A 14360-nucleotide genomic window follows, 5' to 3' on the forward strand; every position below is an offset into this window, starting at 1 on the left:
CTGGCCCCCGTCCGGGACGATGGCAGCCGGCGTGCCGTCGTCCGGCAGGTCGGGAGGATCAGATGACACGTCTCCGGCAACTCCGCCACCAGGTTGGGTACGTGCTGGTCGGCCTGCCGCTGGCGGTCGTCGGCTTCGCGTACGCCGCTCTCACGGTCGTGGCCGGCGGCCTGTTCTCGCTGACGCTGCTCGGCCTGCCGCTGCTGTCCTCCGGCGTCCTCGGCGCTCGCGGCTGGGGCCGGCTGCACCGCGCTCTCGCCCGCGCGGCGCTCGGGCTGCGGGTCGACGCGCCACGCCCGGTCCGCCGACGGCCCGGCCCGGTGGGGTACGTCCGCACCGGCCTGGGCGATGCCACCGGGTGGCGGGCGATGGCCTATCTGATCGTCAAGCTGCCGGTGACCGTGCTCGCGGCGGCGGTGGTCGCGGTCTTTCTCTGCTACCCGGTGTTCCTGCTCAGCCATCCCCTCTGGTGGACGTTCGTCCAGCCGGTCAACACCGACAGCCTTGGCCGGCCGCACCGCGCCGCCCTGCAACTCGGGGACTTCTTCTTCGACACGTGGCCCCGATCGTTCCTGCTGGCCGGGATCGGCGCCGGGATGCTCCTCGCCGGTCCCTGGCTGCTGCGCGGCGTGCTGTTCCTGGACGAGTTGCTGATCCGCGGCCTGCTCGGCCCGACCAGCCTCGACGACCGGGTCGACACCCTCGAACGGACCCGTGCCCTGGCCGTCGACGACGCCGCCGCGCTGCTGCGCCGCATCGAACGCGACCTGCACGACGGCACCCAGGCGCAACTGGTCGCCCTGGCCATGAAGTTGGGAATGGTCAAGGAGAAGCTCGCCGACGGGGCGGGGCCGGAAGCCAGGGCACTCGTGGAGACCGCCCACCGGGACGCGAAGACCGCGATCACCGACCTACGGGACCTGGCCCGGGGCATTCACCCGCCGATGCTCGACAACGGGCTGGAGGCGGCGCTGGCCACCCTGGCGGCCCGGGGTGCCGTACCCGTGGAGGTGCGTGTCGCGTTGCGTGCGCGACCGTCGCCGGCCGTGGAGACGATCGTCTACTACTGCGTCGCCGAGTTGCTCACCAACGTCGCCAAACACTCCACCGCCCGGCGGGCGACAGTCGAGGTACGCCAGGAGCGCGGCCTGCTGCGGGTGCAGGTCTCCGACGACGGTGCTGGAGGCGCCAGGGTCGGGTCGACGGCCCACGCCCTGCCCGGCGGCGGGCTGGCCGGCCTCCGGGACCGAGCCCGTACCGTGGACGGCACGATGCGGATAGACAGCCCACCCGGCGGGCCGACGCTGGTCACCGTGGAACTCCCGGTACGGCCATGACCGGGCTGCGAGTGGTCCTCGCCGAGGACTCCGGGATCCTGCGTGACGGGCTCACCTACCTGCTCACCGACCGGGGACACCTGGTGCTCGCCGCCGTTGCCGATCCGGAGGCGCTACGGGCCGCCGTCGACGAGCACCGGCCGGACATCGCGGTGATCGACATCCGGATGCCACCCACGTACACCGACGAGGGGCTGCGGGCGGCGCTCGCCGTCCGCGCGGCCCATCCCGGCACGCCGGTGCTGCTCTTCTCCCAGTACGTGGAGACCCGGTACGCGGCGCAGCTGCTCGCCGGTGGTGCCGGGGGCGTCGGTTACCTGCTCAAGGACCGGGTGGCCGAGGTCGGCGAGTTCGTCGACGCGCTCACCCGGGTCGCTGCCGGGGCGACAGTGCTCGACCCGGAGGTGGTGACCCAACTGCTCGGTGCGGCTCGCGGTGGCGAGGACCTGGCCCGCCTCTCCGAGCGGGAACGGACCGTCCTGGCCCTGATGGCCCAGGGGCGCTCGAACGCGGCGATCGCCGCAGCGCTGTTCCTCAGCGTGGGGGCGGTGGAGAAACACATCACCAGCATCTTCGGCAAGCTCGGCCTGCCCCCGTCCGAGAGCGATCATCGCCGGGTCATCGCGGTCCTGCGTCACCTTCAGTCCGGCTGAGGGGATGGTCGCGGCTGGTGGGCTCAGCCGGTGAGGCTGGCGAAGGCGCGGACCGGGAAGGTGCCCATGCCGGCCACCCTCGGTGGGGCCGCCGTGAACCGGAATCCGCTCGGCGGCAGCGCGTCCAGGCCGGTCAGGTGCTCCACGATCGGGATTCCGGCGGCGAGCAGGGCGCTGTGCGCGGGGCGTACGCCGCCGGCCGCCGGACTCATGTCGTCGATGTTGATCGAGTCGATGCCGACCAGGGCGGCGCCGGCGTCGGCCAGCGCCTGGGCGGCGTCCCCGGTCAGGTACGGCGCCTCCGGCGCGCCGTACCGTTCGGTGCCGAAGTGCACGTCCCACCCCGTCTGCAGCAGCACCGCACACCCCGCCACCTCGTATGGCGCCAGCATCAGCCGGTCCACTGCCCGTGTGCCGGCCGGCACACGAACGACCACACCGGGCAGGTCGGCGAGGCGGCTCAGTGACACCCCGGCCAGGTCGTCACCGCCGGCCCAGCGGTGGGCGGGGGTGTCCAGGTACGTGCCGGTGTTGGCGATCATGTCGATCCGGGCCACGTGGAACTCGGTGCCCGGCGCGTAGTTCGCCCGGGACGCCGCGAAGGTCAACCAGTCACTGATCCGCGGTGCCGGCCAGCCCGGCAGGGTGATCATCCCGTCGCTGATCACGTGGCTCAACTCGACGAGTCGACGATCGGAGCCGGACTCCTCGACCGCGACGCCCCGGCCGCCCTTGTGCGGCTCTTCGATGATCGTCTTCGCGCTGATCCGGACCTCGGCGACCATCAGCAGCCCGAGGTGCCGGACGAACAACGCCGCCAGGTCGTCGTCGCTGATCTCCGGACCCGGAATGTCCAGCCGGAACTCCTCGGTACGGAGTCCGCCGCCGTTGGCGAAGCTCACCTGCGCGTCGAACTGTGCCCGCCACTGCCGTATCACACCCGCAACCCGACCACGGCAGCCGCCGATCGGTCAAGATCTACGTCCGGCCGTGCCGTACTGGGGTATGTGCCCGCCGTTGTCCGAAGTCCGCCGTTCTCCAGCTGGCCAAGATCGTGCTCGATCCAGGAAAGAGTGGGATCCGCCGGCTTCGAGACCACTACATCCTGGATCGAGCACGATCTTGATCGGTGATGCCCGCGCGAAGGCGGCGGCGCGGGATCGCGGCGCGGCGTGCGTGCGCGCGCGGCGCGGGATCGCGCGGCGCGGCGTGCGCGCGCGCGGCGGGGGCCTGGCGCGGACCTGGGCGAATGGGTCCGCGGGTGGGGTGTCGAGCGCGACGCGACGCGGACCTGGGCGGAAGGGGGTGTGTGTCGGTGGACGGGGATAGGCTTGCGTGGTGCCCCCCCGTCCGGCTGGACGAGGGGCCGCCGTCGTGTGCGTCGACTCCCCGGAAAGGTCTCTCTTGCTCACCGGTCTGTTCTCCGCAGCCCTGGCCGACCCCGGGCTGACCCGGGCGCGTGACCTGGCGCGCTCCGGTGCCGCCCAGGTCGACGGCCTCGACATCACCGCCCCCGCCGCGCTGCGCCCGTTCGCGGTCGCGGCGGTCGCGGCCGACAACGACGGGGCCGGGCGGCCCGTGCTGGCGGTGACCGCCACCACCCGCGAGGCCGACGACCTGGCTGCCGCGTTGGGTGGGCTGCTGCCGGCGGATCAGGTGGTGGTCTTCCCCTCCTGGGAGACGCTGCCGCACGAGCGGCTCTCCCCACGCTCGGACACCGTGGGTCGCCGGCTGGCTGTCCTGCGCCGCCTCGCGCACCCCGAGTCGACCGACGCGCACGGCGGCACCGGGCCGCTGCGGGTGGTCGTGGCCCCGGTCCGTTCGCTGCTCCAACCGCAGCTCAAGGGGCTCGGCGACCTGGAGCCGGTGCAACTCGCCGCCGGCGAGGAGGCTGACCTGGAGGAGGTCGCCCACCGCCTCGTCGACATGGCGTACGCGCGGGTCGACCTGGTCACCAAGCGCGGCGAGTTCGCCGTGCGCGGCGGCATCCTGGACGTCTTCCCGCCCACCGACGAGCACCCGTCGCGGGTCGAGTTCTGGGGCGACGAGGTGGAGGAGATCCGCACCTTCGCCGTCGCCGACCAGCGGACCATCGAGCAGGTCCCGTTGCTCTGGGCGCCGCCGTGCCGTGAGCTGCTGCTGACCCCGGCGGTCCGCGACCGGGCCGCCGCGCTGGCCGAGCAGCACCCCGAACTGGCGGAGATCCTGGACAAGCTGGCCGAGGGCATCCCGGTGGAGGGGATGGAGTCCCTCGCTCCGGTGCTGGTCGGCCCCGACTCGCTGGAGCTGCTGCTGGACGCCATGCCGGCCGGCACCCACGTGCTGCTCTGCGACCCGGAGCGGATCCGCACGAGGGCGCACGATCTGGTGCGTACCTCGGAGGAGTTCTTGCAGGCCAGTTGGGCCGCAGCCGCGGTCGGCGGCCTGGCCCCGGTGGACGTCGGCGCTGCCGCCTTCCGCACCCTCGGCGAGGTACGCGCCGCCGCGGGCAGGCTCGGCCAGCCGTGGTGGACGCTGTCGCCGTTCGGTCTGGTCGAGGGGGAGACGGCGGCCGAGACGCGGCAGCCCTGGGAGGACGCGCCGGAGCAGGCCGCCGTCACCCCGGACGACGCCATCGCGGTGACCCTCGCCGCCCAGCCGGCCCCGCTCTACCACGGGGAGACCTCGCGGGTGGTCGAGGACCTCAAGCGCTGGGCCGGCGAGGGCTGGTCGATCGCGCTGGTCTTCGAGGGGCACGGCCCCGCCCAGCGGGCGGTGGAGGTGCTGCGCGACGCCGGCCTGGGCGCCCGGTTGACCGAGGAGGTGCCGACCGCGCCCGTCCCCGGCGAGCTGGTGGTGACCTGTGGTGCGCTGAGCAGCGGGTTCGTCGACGAGGCGTCCCGCTTCGTGCTGCTCACCGGCAACGACGTGACCGGCGGTCGGGGCACCTCGACGCGGGACATGCGCAAGATGCCGAGCCGGCGACGCAACACCATCGACCCGCTGGAGTTGAAGGCCGGCGACCACGTGGTGCACGAGCAGCACGGCATCGGCCGGTACGTCGAACTGGTGCAGCGCACCGTCAACGGCGCCAGCCGGGAATACCTGGTGATCGAGTACGCGGCCAGCAAGCGGGGCCAGCCCGGCGACCGCCTGTTCGTGCCCACCGACCAGCTCGACCAGCTCAGCCGCTACGTGGGCGGCGAGCAGCCGACCCTGCACAAGATGGGCGGCTCGGACTGGCAGAAGTCCAAGGCCCGGGCCCGCAAGGCGGTCCGGGAGATCGCCGCGCAGCTCATCCAGTTGTACGCCGCCCGCAAGGCGTCCAAGGGTCACTCGTTCGGCCCGGACACGCCGTGGCAGCGGGAGCTGGAGGACGCCTTCCCCTGGCAGGAGACGCCGGACCAGCTCGCCGCGATCGACGAGGTCAAGCGGGACATGGAGCAGACCGTCCCGATGGACCGGCTGATCTGCGGCGACGTCGGCTACGGCAAGACCGAGATCGCGGTACGGGCGGCGTTCAAGGCCGTGCAGGACGGCAAGCAGGTGGCGGTGCTGGTGCCGACGACGCTGCTGGTGCAGCAGCACTACAACACGTTCGCCGAGCGGATGAGCCAGTTCCCGGTGCAGATCCGGCAGCTGTCGAGGTTCCAGACCCCGAAGGAGACCGAGCGGACGCTGGAGATGGTCGCCGACGGCACCGTCGACATCGTCATCGGCACTCACCGGCTGTTGCAGACCGCCACCCGGTTCAAGCAGCTCGGGCTGGTGATCGTCGACGAGGAGCAGCGCTTCGGTGTCGAGCACAAGGAACACCTGAAGACGCTGCGGGCCTCGGTCGACGTGCTGAGCATGTCGGCCACCCCGATCCCGCGCACACTGGAGATGGCGATCACCGGCATCCGGGAGATGTCCACGATCGCCACGCCCCCGGAGGAGCGACACCCGGTGCTCACCTTCGTGGGCGCGCAGGACGACCGGCAGGTGGCGGCGTCCATCCACCGCGAGTTGCTCCGCGACGGCCAGGTCTTCTACCTGCACAACCGGGTCGAGTCGATCGACCGGGCGGCGCGGCGGCTGCGGGAGTTGGTGCCCGAGGCGCGGGTCGCGGTGGCGCACGGCCAGATGGGTGAGGACGCCCTGGAGAAGGTCATGGTCGGCTTCTGGGAGAAGGAGTTCGACGTCCTGGTCTGCACCACGATCGTGGAGTCGGGCATCGACATCCCGAACGCCAACACGTTGATCGTGGAGCGGGCCGACCTGCTCGGCCTGGCCCAGCTGCACCAGATCCGGGGCCGGGTCGGCCGGGGCCGGGAGCGGGCGTACGCGTACTTCCTCTACCCGCCGGAGAAGCCGCTCACCGAGCACGCCCACGAGCGGCTGGCGACCATCGCGCAGCACACCGAGCTGGGCGCCGGCATGTACGTGGCGATGAAGGACCTGGAGATCCGGGGTGCCGGCAACCTGCTCGGCGGCGAGCAGTCCGGGCACATCGAGGGTGTCGGCTTCGACCTGTACGTGCGGATGGTCGGCGAGGCGGTCTCCGCGTTCAAGGGTGAACGGTCGGAGGACGAGCCCGACGTCAAGATCGATCTGCCGATCGACGCGCACCTGCCGCACGACTACGTGAGCGTGGAACGGCTGCGCCTGGAGATGTACCGCAAGCTCGCCGAGGCGCGGGACGAGGAGCGGCTGACCGAGGTGGTCGCCGAGATGACCGACCGGTACGGCGAGCCGCCGGCCCCGGTACAGAACCTGGTGGAAGTGGCCCGGTTCCGTCTGCTGGCCCGCCGGTACGGCCTCACCGACGTGTCCATGCAGGGCAAACACGTGCGGTTCGGTCCGCTGCCGTTGCCGGATTCGAAGCAGATGCGACTCAAGCGCTACCACCCGGACGCCGTCTACAAGCTGGCCACCGACCAGGTGAGCGTGCCTCGGCCGAGCACCCGTCGGGTCGGCGGGGAGCCGCTGCGGGACCAGGCGTTGCTCCAGTGGTGCGCGCAGTTGCTCTCCGATGTGCTGGGTGCCCCCGCCCCGCTCGCCGTCGCGGCGAGCTGAGGTGGGGGCCGGGGTGAGGTGGGGGCCGTCACAACACGGACGAGGGCATGAGAGAGTGACGGGCATGCGTGCTCGCCGTGTGATCGCCGCCGCCAGCGTCGCGGCCCTGGGTGTCCTTTCCCTCGCTGCCTGCGGTAAGTCCGCACCGGACGTCGCCGCGTACGTCGGTGACACCACCTATTCGTTGGAGCGGGTCGACGCGATCTACGCCGACGTGCAGACGAAGTACGGCGACGCGATCCGGCAGCAGGCGGTCCAGGCGGGTGCGTCGCCGTCGCCGGAGCAGTTGCGTTCCACGGTCACCCGTCAGGACGTGGTGAACCTCCTGGTCAGCCTGGAGCTGGGCAAGCGGGTGGCAGCTGCCAAGAACCTCCAGGTTCCCGACGAGGTCACCCCGCAGCAGTTGGAGCAGAACCTGCGGGTGCCGGCCACCACCGAGTACGCCCAGCTCTGGGGCGAGTGGGTCGACCTGCTTCAGGTGCTCAACCAGCAGCTTCCGCCCGCCGATCTGAGCGACGATTCGCTGATGGCCGTCTACGGCGCCCTGGTCAAGACCGGGGCGATCGACGCCGGCATGTCGGTGGCCGACGTCCGCAAGGCGTTCGGCGACGGCGGTTTCGTCCGCACCGCCACCGCCCTCGGCGCCGCACTGGGCGAGGAGGCCGACCGGGTCGACGTCTCGATCAACCCCCGCTTCCGGGCGGTCGGGGTGCCGTCGTTGGTGAGTACCGGCCAGTCGGTGATCTTCTACTCGCTGCCGTACATCAACGAGGACGGCACCGTCACCGACATCTCCACCCCGGAGCCGGTGCCGTCGACCGATTCCCCGAGTGCCGAGGGCCCAGCGCCGGACCAGGGCACGGCCAGCTGAGCATGACGGCACGGATCGTCCTCCTGGTCACCTCACCCCGGCTGCCGGCCGGCCTGTTGACCTCGGCCGCCTGGGACGTCGTACGCGGGCACCCGGTGTTGACCGGCGCGGAGAGCGAGTTGGTCACGGCCGTGCGCCAGGCGGGCGCCGAGGTGACAGTGGTGGACGGTCCGGCGACGCAACCGTTGCTGGATGCGGTGGCCACGCACGGCACGGTGGTGTGGTTGGCCGGTCCCGCCGGCGACGAGGCGTTGGCTCGGGAGTTGGGGCTGCGGCTGGCCCGCCAGCCGGGGTTGGCCGAGATGGAGCTGATGTACGGGTCGTGGGACCCGCCGGGTGCCCGGCTGCTCGACGCGGTGGCCGTGCTGGACCGGCTCGCCTCGCCGGGTGGCGACCCGTGGAAGAGGGCGCAGACGCACCGCAGCCTCGCGGGTTATCTGCTGGAGGAGAGCTACGAGGCGTACGACGCGATAAGCGCCGACGACACCGACGCGCTGCGCGAGGAGTTGGGCGACGTCCTGTTGCAGGTGGTCCTGCACGCGCGGCTCGCCGAGGAGTTGCCCGAGGACGAGCGGTGGACCATCGACGACGTGGCGGGTGGCCTGGTCGACAAGATGATCCGGCGTAATCCGCACGTCTTCGCCGGTGCCGAGGCGGGCACCCTGGAGGAGATCACCGAGAACTGGGAGCGGATCAAGCGGGCAGAGAAGGCGCGGAGTTCGGTGCTGGACGGGGTGGCCCTGAGTCAGCCCGCGCTGGCCCTGGCCGCGCAGATCCTGGACCGCGCCGCCCGCAGAGGCATCGAGGTCCCACCGCCGTTGGCCGCCACCCAGGTAGACGCGGAGGCGCGGCTGGGCGCCAGCCTCCTGGCCACGGTAGCGGCGGCCCGCGAGGCAGGAATCGACCCGGAGGCAGCCCTCCGCCGCGCCACCCTCGCCTACGGCGAGGCCATCCGCGCCGCCGAAACCCCACCCCCGCCCGTCAGCCCGCGGTGATCAAGAGGTTTGCGTCAATTTCCGGCTCGGATCTGACGCAAACCTCTTGATCAACCTGACTGTGCTGGGGTGGGGCGGTCGGTAGGGTGGGGCGGGTGGAAGCGTTTGGGGTATTGGCTGAGCGGGTTGTCGAGGCGCTGCTGGAGTCGCGGCCGGGGGTTGCCACCGCTGCCGGGGATCACCGGTTCGACGACCGGCTACCCGACCTGTCCGTCGACGCGCTGGCCGCCGACCGGGCGATGCTCTCCGACGCGGCCAACGCGCTGTCCGAACTGGACCCGGACTCGCTCGACCTGGACGAGCAGGTCGACCACGCGCTGCTCAGCTCATTCGTGGACCGGGAGCTGTTCGAGCTGACCGAGATCCGGTCGCACGAGTGGGATCCGCTGCGCCACAACCCCGGTGCGCTCCTGCACCCGCTGCTGGCCCGCCCGTACGCCCCGGCGGAGGTGCGGCTGACCCAACTGGCCGGCCGGCTCGCCGCCGTACCGGACGCTCTCGCCACCGCCCGCGCGACGCTGCGGGACATGCCGCGGATCCACGCCGAGACGGCGGTCGGGCAGTTCACCGGCACGGCCGCGCTGATCCGCGACGAGCTGCCGGCACTGCTCGCCCAGGCGCCGAGCACCCTCGACCGGGTCGAGCCGGCGGCGACCGCGGCGATCGCCGCGCTGGAGGAGTTCGTCGCCTGGCTGCGCGTCGGCCTGGCCGACGACGCCGCCCCGGGCCGTGACCCGCGACTGGGCCGACGCCGCTGGGAGGCCCGCCTCTGGCACACCCTCGACACCGAGTTGAGCGCCGCCGAGATCCAGCGCCGCGCCTGGGCCAACCTGGACCGGGTCACCGCCGAGATCCGCGAGGCGGCAGTCGAGCTGGTCGGTGGCCCTGCCGACGACGCGGCCGTCCGCCGCGCACTCGACGTGCTGGCCGCCGAGCACCCGAACGACGCGACGATCGTCGACCTGGCCGGCATCACGCTGGACGAGGCCACCGACTTCGTGCGCGCGCACGACCTGGTCACCCTCGTCGACGACCGGTGCGTGATCCAGGAGATGCCGGAGTTCGCCCGGGGCGTCGCGGTGGCCTACTGCGACTCGCCAGGTCCGCTGGAGACCGCGCCCGTGCCCACCTTCTACTGCATCGCGCCCACCCCGTCGGACTGGCCGCCGCACCGGGTCGAGTCGTTCTACCGCGAGTACAACGACCACATGATCCGCAACCTGACGGTGCACGAGGCCATGCCGGGGCACTTCCTCCAGCTCGCCCACGCCCGCCGCTACGTCGGCGGCACCCGGGTCCGGGCCCTGGCCGAGTCCGGGCCGTTCATCGAGGGCTGGGCGGTGTACGCGGAGGAGCTGATGGTGGGGCTCGGCTTCGGCGGCCTCCCGGTGCGGTTGCAGCAGCTCAAGATGCAGCTCCGGATGACCATCAACGCGCTGCTGGACCAGCTGGTGCACGCCGAGGACCTCCCCGAGGCCGAGGCGATGGCGTTGATGACCGAACGCGGCTTTCAGGAGGAGGGCGAGGCGGCCGGCAAGTGGCGCCGGGCGCTGCTCACCTCCACCCAGCTCTCCACCTACTTCGTCGGGTACAGCGAGGTGGCCGAGATCGCCGCGGCCCGCCCGGACGGGGTGTCGGTCCGCGACTGGCACGACGCGATGCTCGCCCACGACTGCCCGCCCCCGCGCCACCTGCGCACCCTGCTGGGGATCTGAGCCCGCGCTGCCGCGCGCGTGGGTCAGCGCCGCCGGGCGGTCACCGTCGCGTCGATCAGCCAGCGCGAGATGGAGTACGCGGGCGGCAGCTCCGCCGGCAGCGCATCCAGGCCGAACCACCGGGCCTCGGTCAGCTCCCGGCCATCGACCACCGGCTCGGCGTGCGGGTCGGCGGCCCGGGCGGTGAACCCGGCGAGCAGCACACCAGGCCCGGAGATCGCCCACGGTTGGCTGCCGAAGTAGGCCAGGCGGTCCACGGGCAGCCGGACCTCCTCGCCAACCTCCCGGTGCACCGCCGCCTCCAGTGTCTCGCCGGCCTCGACGAAGCCGGCCACCAGCGCCCACAGCCCGGTCGGCCCGGTCGCGTGCCGGACCAGCAGCAGCTCGTCGGCGCGACCGGCGGGGCCGGGCCGGGTGATCGCCACCAGTACCGCGGCGGAGAGCTGCATCGGCACGTACAGGCCGCAGGCGGGGCATCGCCGGGCGGTCTCGCCGGGCAGGTCGGTCAGCTCGGCACGGCAGGCGCCGCACCACCGGTGGGTACGCCGCCACGTCACCACCGCCAGTGCCCGGCCGGCGAGCGAGGCGTGTGGCTCCGGCACCTCGGCGGCGAGCGAGGCCCAGCCGCGCGCCCGGCCGGGCAGATCGTCGGCGCTGGGCACGTCGGTGGCCCACGCGGGTGTTCCGTCCAGGGTGCCCAGCGGCACCCAGTCGGTGTCGGCCGGCAGGTCGACCACCCGGAGCGGTCGGCCGTCGGCGGCGGTCAGCAGCTTCGCGCCGGTCACCGGCAGGGCCAGGTCGCCGGGGGCGGGCGGTCGGCTCCGGTCGGCTCCCGGCCGGAACCCGTCGGGCGGTGCGCTGGACGGGGGCAGGCCCGTCCGGTCGGTCACGAGCCGCTGGGGCGACGGTCCACGACACCGGCGCCGGCAGGCGGGTCGAACGCGCCCGTGTCGACGGTCGCGGAGTAACGGCTCAGCGCCAGGTCCACCGGCTTGCCGTCGACCGGCCCGGTGAAGCTGCCGAGTACGCCCTCCGTGGTCACGCAGGCGGTGAAGTCGCCGGACGACGAGCCCTGCACCTCGACGCAGGCGGCGTGGTGCCCGGCGACTGTGGTGTCGCTCTGCTTGATGACCGCCTGTGGGTCGAGCGCGGCGGCGGTCAGCAGCCCGACCACCACGGGTGGGGTGGCGAGGCCCTTCTGGTTGGCCTCGCCGAAGAGCGTCACGGTCGGTTTGCTGCCCGGTGTGGGCGGGGCGACAAGCGTGCACTCGGGGCGGGCGCCTGTCGTCGTACACCTGGTGATGGCCTCCGGGGTGACGGTGAGTCGCCCGCCCGGGTAGGTGTACGCGGACCGGGCCGGATCCTGGGCCTGCACGATCGCGGCGCGCTGGCCGCCCGGAAGTTGGTAGTCGGCCGAGTAGGTCAACTCCAGCGCCCGGTCGAGCCGGGCGGCGAGGTCGTTGACGAGTTCCGAGCGACCCATGGCGACTCCGGCGTCCTCGAACGTCTGACAGCCGGTGACCGTGAGCGACGCGATGACCGACACGGCGAGCATGCGGAGGGTGGTCGAGGCGGCGGGCATGACGACCAGCCTGGTGGATCTGGTCCGCGCAGCGCAAACCCGTTGCCGGTTGACGCCCGGAAATCCGGGAATGTCCGTCAACGCGGGGCGACTCGGGTGCGCGGGCGACGCCGTGCCCGTTCGCGCCGCCCGATACGCTGCGTTCAACACCTGCCTCAGCCGCACCGTCGCGGCCCACCCACGGACCGGATCACAACAACGAGGAGCGACTTAGTGGCAACCATCGAGGGAATCGTCGCCCGGGAGATTCTCGACTCGCGGGGCAACCCCACGGTCGAGGTCGAGGTCGGCCTGGACGACGGCACGGTCGCCCGCGCCGCCGTGCCCTCCGGCGCCTCCACCGGCGCCTTCGAGGCGATCGAGCTGCGCGACGGTGACGCCGACCGCTACCAGGGCAAGGGCGTGGAGAAGGCGGTCTCCAACGTCGAAGACAAGATCGTCGACCAGATCATCGGGTACGAGGCCAGCGAGCAGCGGCTCATCGACCAGAAGATGCTCGACATCGACGGCACCGACAGCAAGTCGGAGCTGGGCGCGAACGCCATCCTCGGGGTCTCCCTGGCGGTGGCGAAGGCCGCTGCCGGCAGCGCCGAGCTGAGCCTCTTCCGCTACCTGGGCGGCCCGAACGCGCACCTCCTGCCGGTGCCGATGATGAACATCCTCAACGGTGGCGCGCACGCCGACTCGAACGTCGACATCCAGGAGTTCATGGTCGCGCCGATCGGCGCGCCCACCTTCCGCGAGGCGCTGCGCTCGGGCGCGGAGGTCTACCACGCGCTGAAGTCGGTGCTGAAGAAGAAGGGCCTGTCCACCGGGCTCGGCGACGAGGGTGGGTTCGCGCCGAACCTGCCGACCAACGCGGCAGCCCTGGACCTGATCGCCGAGGCGGTCGAGAAGGCCGGTTACCGGCTCGGCACCGACATCGTGTTCGCGCTCGACGTGGCGGCCACCGAGTTCTTCGACAACGGCACCTACACCTTCGAGGGTGCCGCGAAGTCCGCCGAGGAGATGAGCAACTACTACACCAAGCTGGCCGGTGACTACCCGATCGTGTCGATCGAGGATCCGCTGGCGGAGGACGACTGGAGTGGCTGGCAGACGCTGACCGCCTCGATCGGCGACCGGGTGCAGATCGTCGGTGACGACCTGTTCGTGACCAACCCGCAGCGCATCGCCCGCGGCATCGCGGAGAAGTCCGCGAACGCGGTCCTGGTCAAGGTCAACCAGATCGGCTCGCTGACCGAGACCCTGGACGCCGTGGACCTGGCCCACCGGGCCGGCTTCAAGTGCATGATGAGCCACCGTTCCGGCGAGACCGAGGACACCACCATCGCCGACCTGGCGGTGGCCACCGGCTGCGGCCAGATCAAGACCGGCGCGCCGGCCCGCTCGGACCGCGTCGCGAAGTACAACCAGTTGCTCCGGATCGAGGAGGAGCTGGCCGACGCGGCGCGCTACGCGGGCGCCGGCGCGTTCCCGCGCTACCGTTCGGCCTGAGCGCGCGAAGCCTCGGGGGAGGGGTGTGACGATGCAGCAGCGCCGCACACCGGGTGGTCAGCGTCCCGCCCGCCGGCCGGGTCAATCCGGTCGGTCGGGTGGCGGCCGGGCCACCCGGGGATCGGTCCGCGAGACCGGCGTCCGCGCCGAGCCGCGCGGCACCGCTGGTCGGGCTCCGGGCGCGGCCCGGGGCGCCGAGGGCGTCCGCTCCGCGAATCGTCCCGCCGCCGCTCGGCGTACCGCCGCCGGTGGCGCCGTCAAGCGGCTCACCGCACCCCACCCCCGTCGCTTCACCGGTCGGGCCACCGTGCTGTTCGCGGTCCTGATCGCGCTCGCGCTGGCCTACACCTACCCGGTCCGGGTCTATCTGGACCAGCAGGCCGACATCGAGCGGATGGAGGCCGCGCAGGCGGTGCAGGAGGCGGAGATCGCCAAGCTCGAGGCCGAGGCCGCCAACTGGAAGGACGAGGCGTACATCGAGACCAAGGCCCGGGAGCGGTTCTTCATGGGCCGCCCCGGCGAGAAGATGATGGTGGTGCTGAACGACCCGGAGGGCGCCGCCCGGGACGCCGGGAAGTCGGCCGGTTCGGCCGCCCCGGCGGGGCCAACGACCTGGTACGACACGCTCTGGTCGAGCGTGCAGGCGGCGGACAGCCAGCAGCCGGGCAAGTGA

The 14360-nt window shown here is 72.3% G+C and carries 11 protein-coding genes; 8 read left to right on the plus strand and 3 right to left on the minus strand.

The window, feature by feature from the left end; all coding sequences use genetic code 11:
* Positions 1-62: 62 nt before the first annotated feature.
* Together AB0A90_RS04840 and AB0A90_RS04845 are read left to right on the plus strand one after the other, a co-directional pair.
* Complete coding sequence (locus tag AB0A90_RS04840; protein WP_357241705.1) at positions 63-1337, plus strand: sensor domain-containing protein; 1275 nt, start codon at positions 63-65, stop codon at positions 1335-1337.
* Between the two features lie 5 nt (positions 1338-1342).
* Entirely contained in the window at positions 1343-1990 is a 648-nt protein-coding gene (locus AB0A90_RS04845; RefSeq protein ID WP_357242390.1) for a response regulator transcription factor, read from the plus strand.
* 23 nt (positions 1991-2013) lie between these two features.
* Here AB0A90_RS04845 and AB0A90_RS04850 read toward each other — a convergent pair whose 3' ends face one another.
* Positions 2014-2925: a cyclase family protein gene (locus tag AB0A90_RS04850; RefSeq protein ID WP_357242393.1), complete on the minus strand. Its 912-nt coding sequence runs from the start codon at positions 2923-2925 to the stop codon at positions 2014-2016.
* Between the two features lie 469 nt (positions 2926-3394).
* Here AB0A90_RS04850 and mfd point away from each other — a divergent pair, with 469 nt between their 5' ends.
* The 4 genes from mfd to AB0A90_RS04870 all read left to right on the plus strand — a co-directional run bounded on the left by mfd (position 3395) and on the right by AB0A90_RS04870 (position 10608).
* On the plus strand, positions 3395-7027 hold the full coding sequence (gene mfd / locus AB0A90_RS04855; protein ID WP_357241708.1) for a transcription-repair coupling factor: 3633 nt from the start codon (positions 3395-3397) through the stop codon (positions 7025-7027).
* A gap of 64 nt (positions 7028-7091) precedes the next feature.
* Positions 7092-7898 (plus strand): hypothetical protein, encoded by an 807-nt coding sequence (locus tag AB0A90_RS04860; RefSeq protein ID WP_357241711.1) that lies wholly within the window; start codon positions 7092-7094, stop codon positions 7896-7898.
* Positions 7899-7900: 2 nt separating this feature from the next.
* Positions 7901-8893 (plus strand): nucleoside triphosphate pyrophosphohydrolase, encoded by a 993-nt coding sequence (locus tag AB0A90_RS04865; RefSeq protein WP_357241714.1) that lies wholly within the window; start codon positions 7901-7903, stop codon positions 8891-8893.
* A 95-nt stretch (positions 8894-8988) separates the two neighbouring features.
* Complete coding sequence (locus AB0A90_RS04870; RefSeq protein ID WP_357241717.1) at positions 8989-10608, plus strand: DUF885 domain-containing protein; 1620 nt, start codon at positions 8989-8991, stop codon at positions 10606-10608.
* A gap of 23 nt (positions 10609-10631) precedes the next feature.
* Here AB0A90_RS04870 and nudC read toward each other — a convergent pair whose 3' ends face one another.
* A complete protein-coding gene (gene nudC, locus AB0A90_RS04875) occupies positions 10632-11498 on the minus strand; it encodes an NAD(+) diphosphatase (RefSeq protein WP_357241720.1) in 867 nt (288 codons plus the stop codon).
* Complete coding sequence (locus AB0A90_RS04880; RefSeq protein WP_357241722.1) at positions 11495-12190, minus strand: hypothetical protein; 696 nt, start codon at positions 12188-12190, stop codon at positions 11495-11497. Before AB0A90_RS04880 ends, nudC begins: the two co-directional genes overlap by 4 nt.
* Positions 12191-12403: 213 nt before the next feature.
* On the opposite strand from AB0A90_RS04880, the gene eno reads away from it, so the two are divergent.
* Both eno and AB0A90_RS04890 read left to right on the plus strand, forming a co-directional pair.
* Positions 12404-13687, plus strand: a complete 1284-nt coding sequence (gene eno / locus AB0A90_RS04885; protein WP_184181511.1) for a phosphopyruvate hydratase — start codon at positions 12404-12406, stop codon at positions 13685-13687.
* A gap of 31 nt (positions 13688-13718) precedes the next feature.
* Positions 13719-14360 (plus strand): septum formation initiator family protein, encoded by a 642-nt coding sequence (locus AB0A90_RS04890; RefSeq protein ID WP_357242396.1) that lies wholly within the window; start codon positions 13719-13721, stop codon positions 14358-14360.

Origin of the sequence: Micromonospora sp. NPDC049204, from assembly GCF_040647935.1 — a bacterium.
Classification (GTDB): domain Bacteria; phylum Actinomycetota; class Actinomycetes; order Mycobacteriales; family Micromonosporaceae; genus Micromonospora.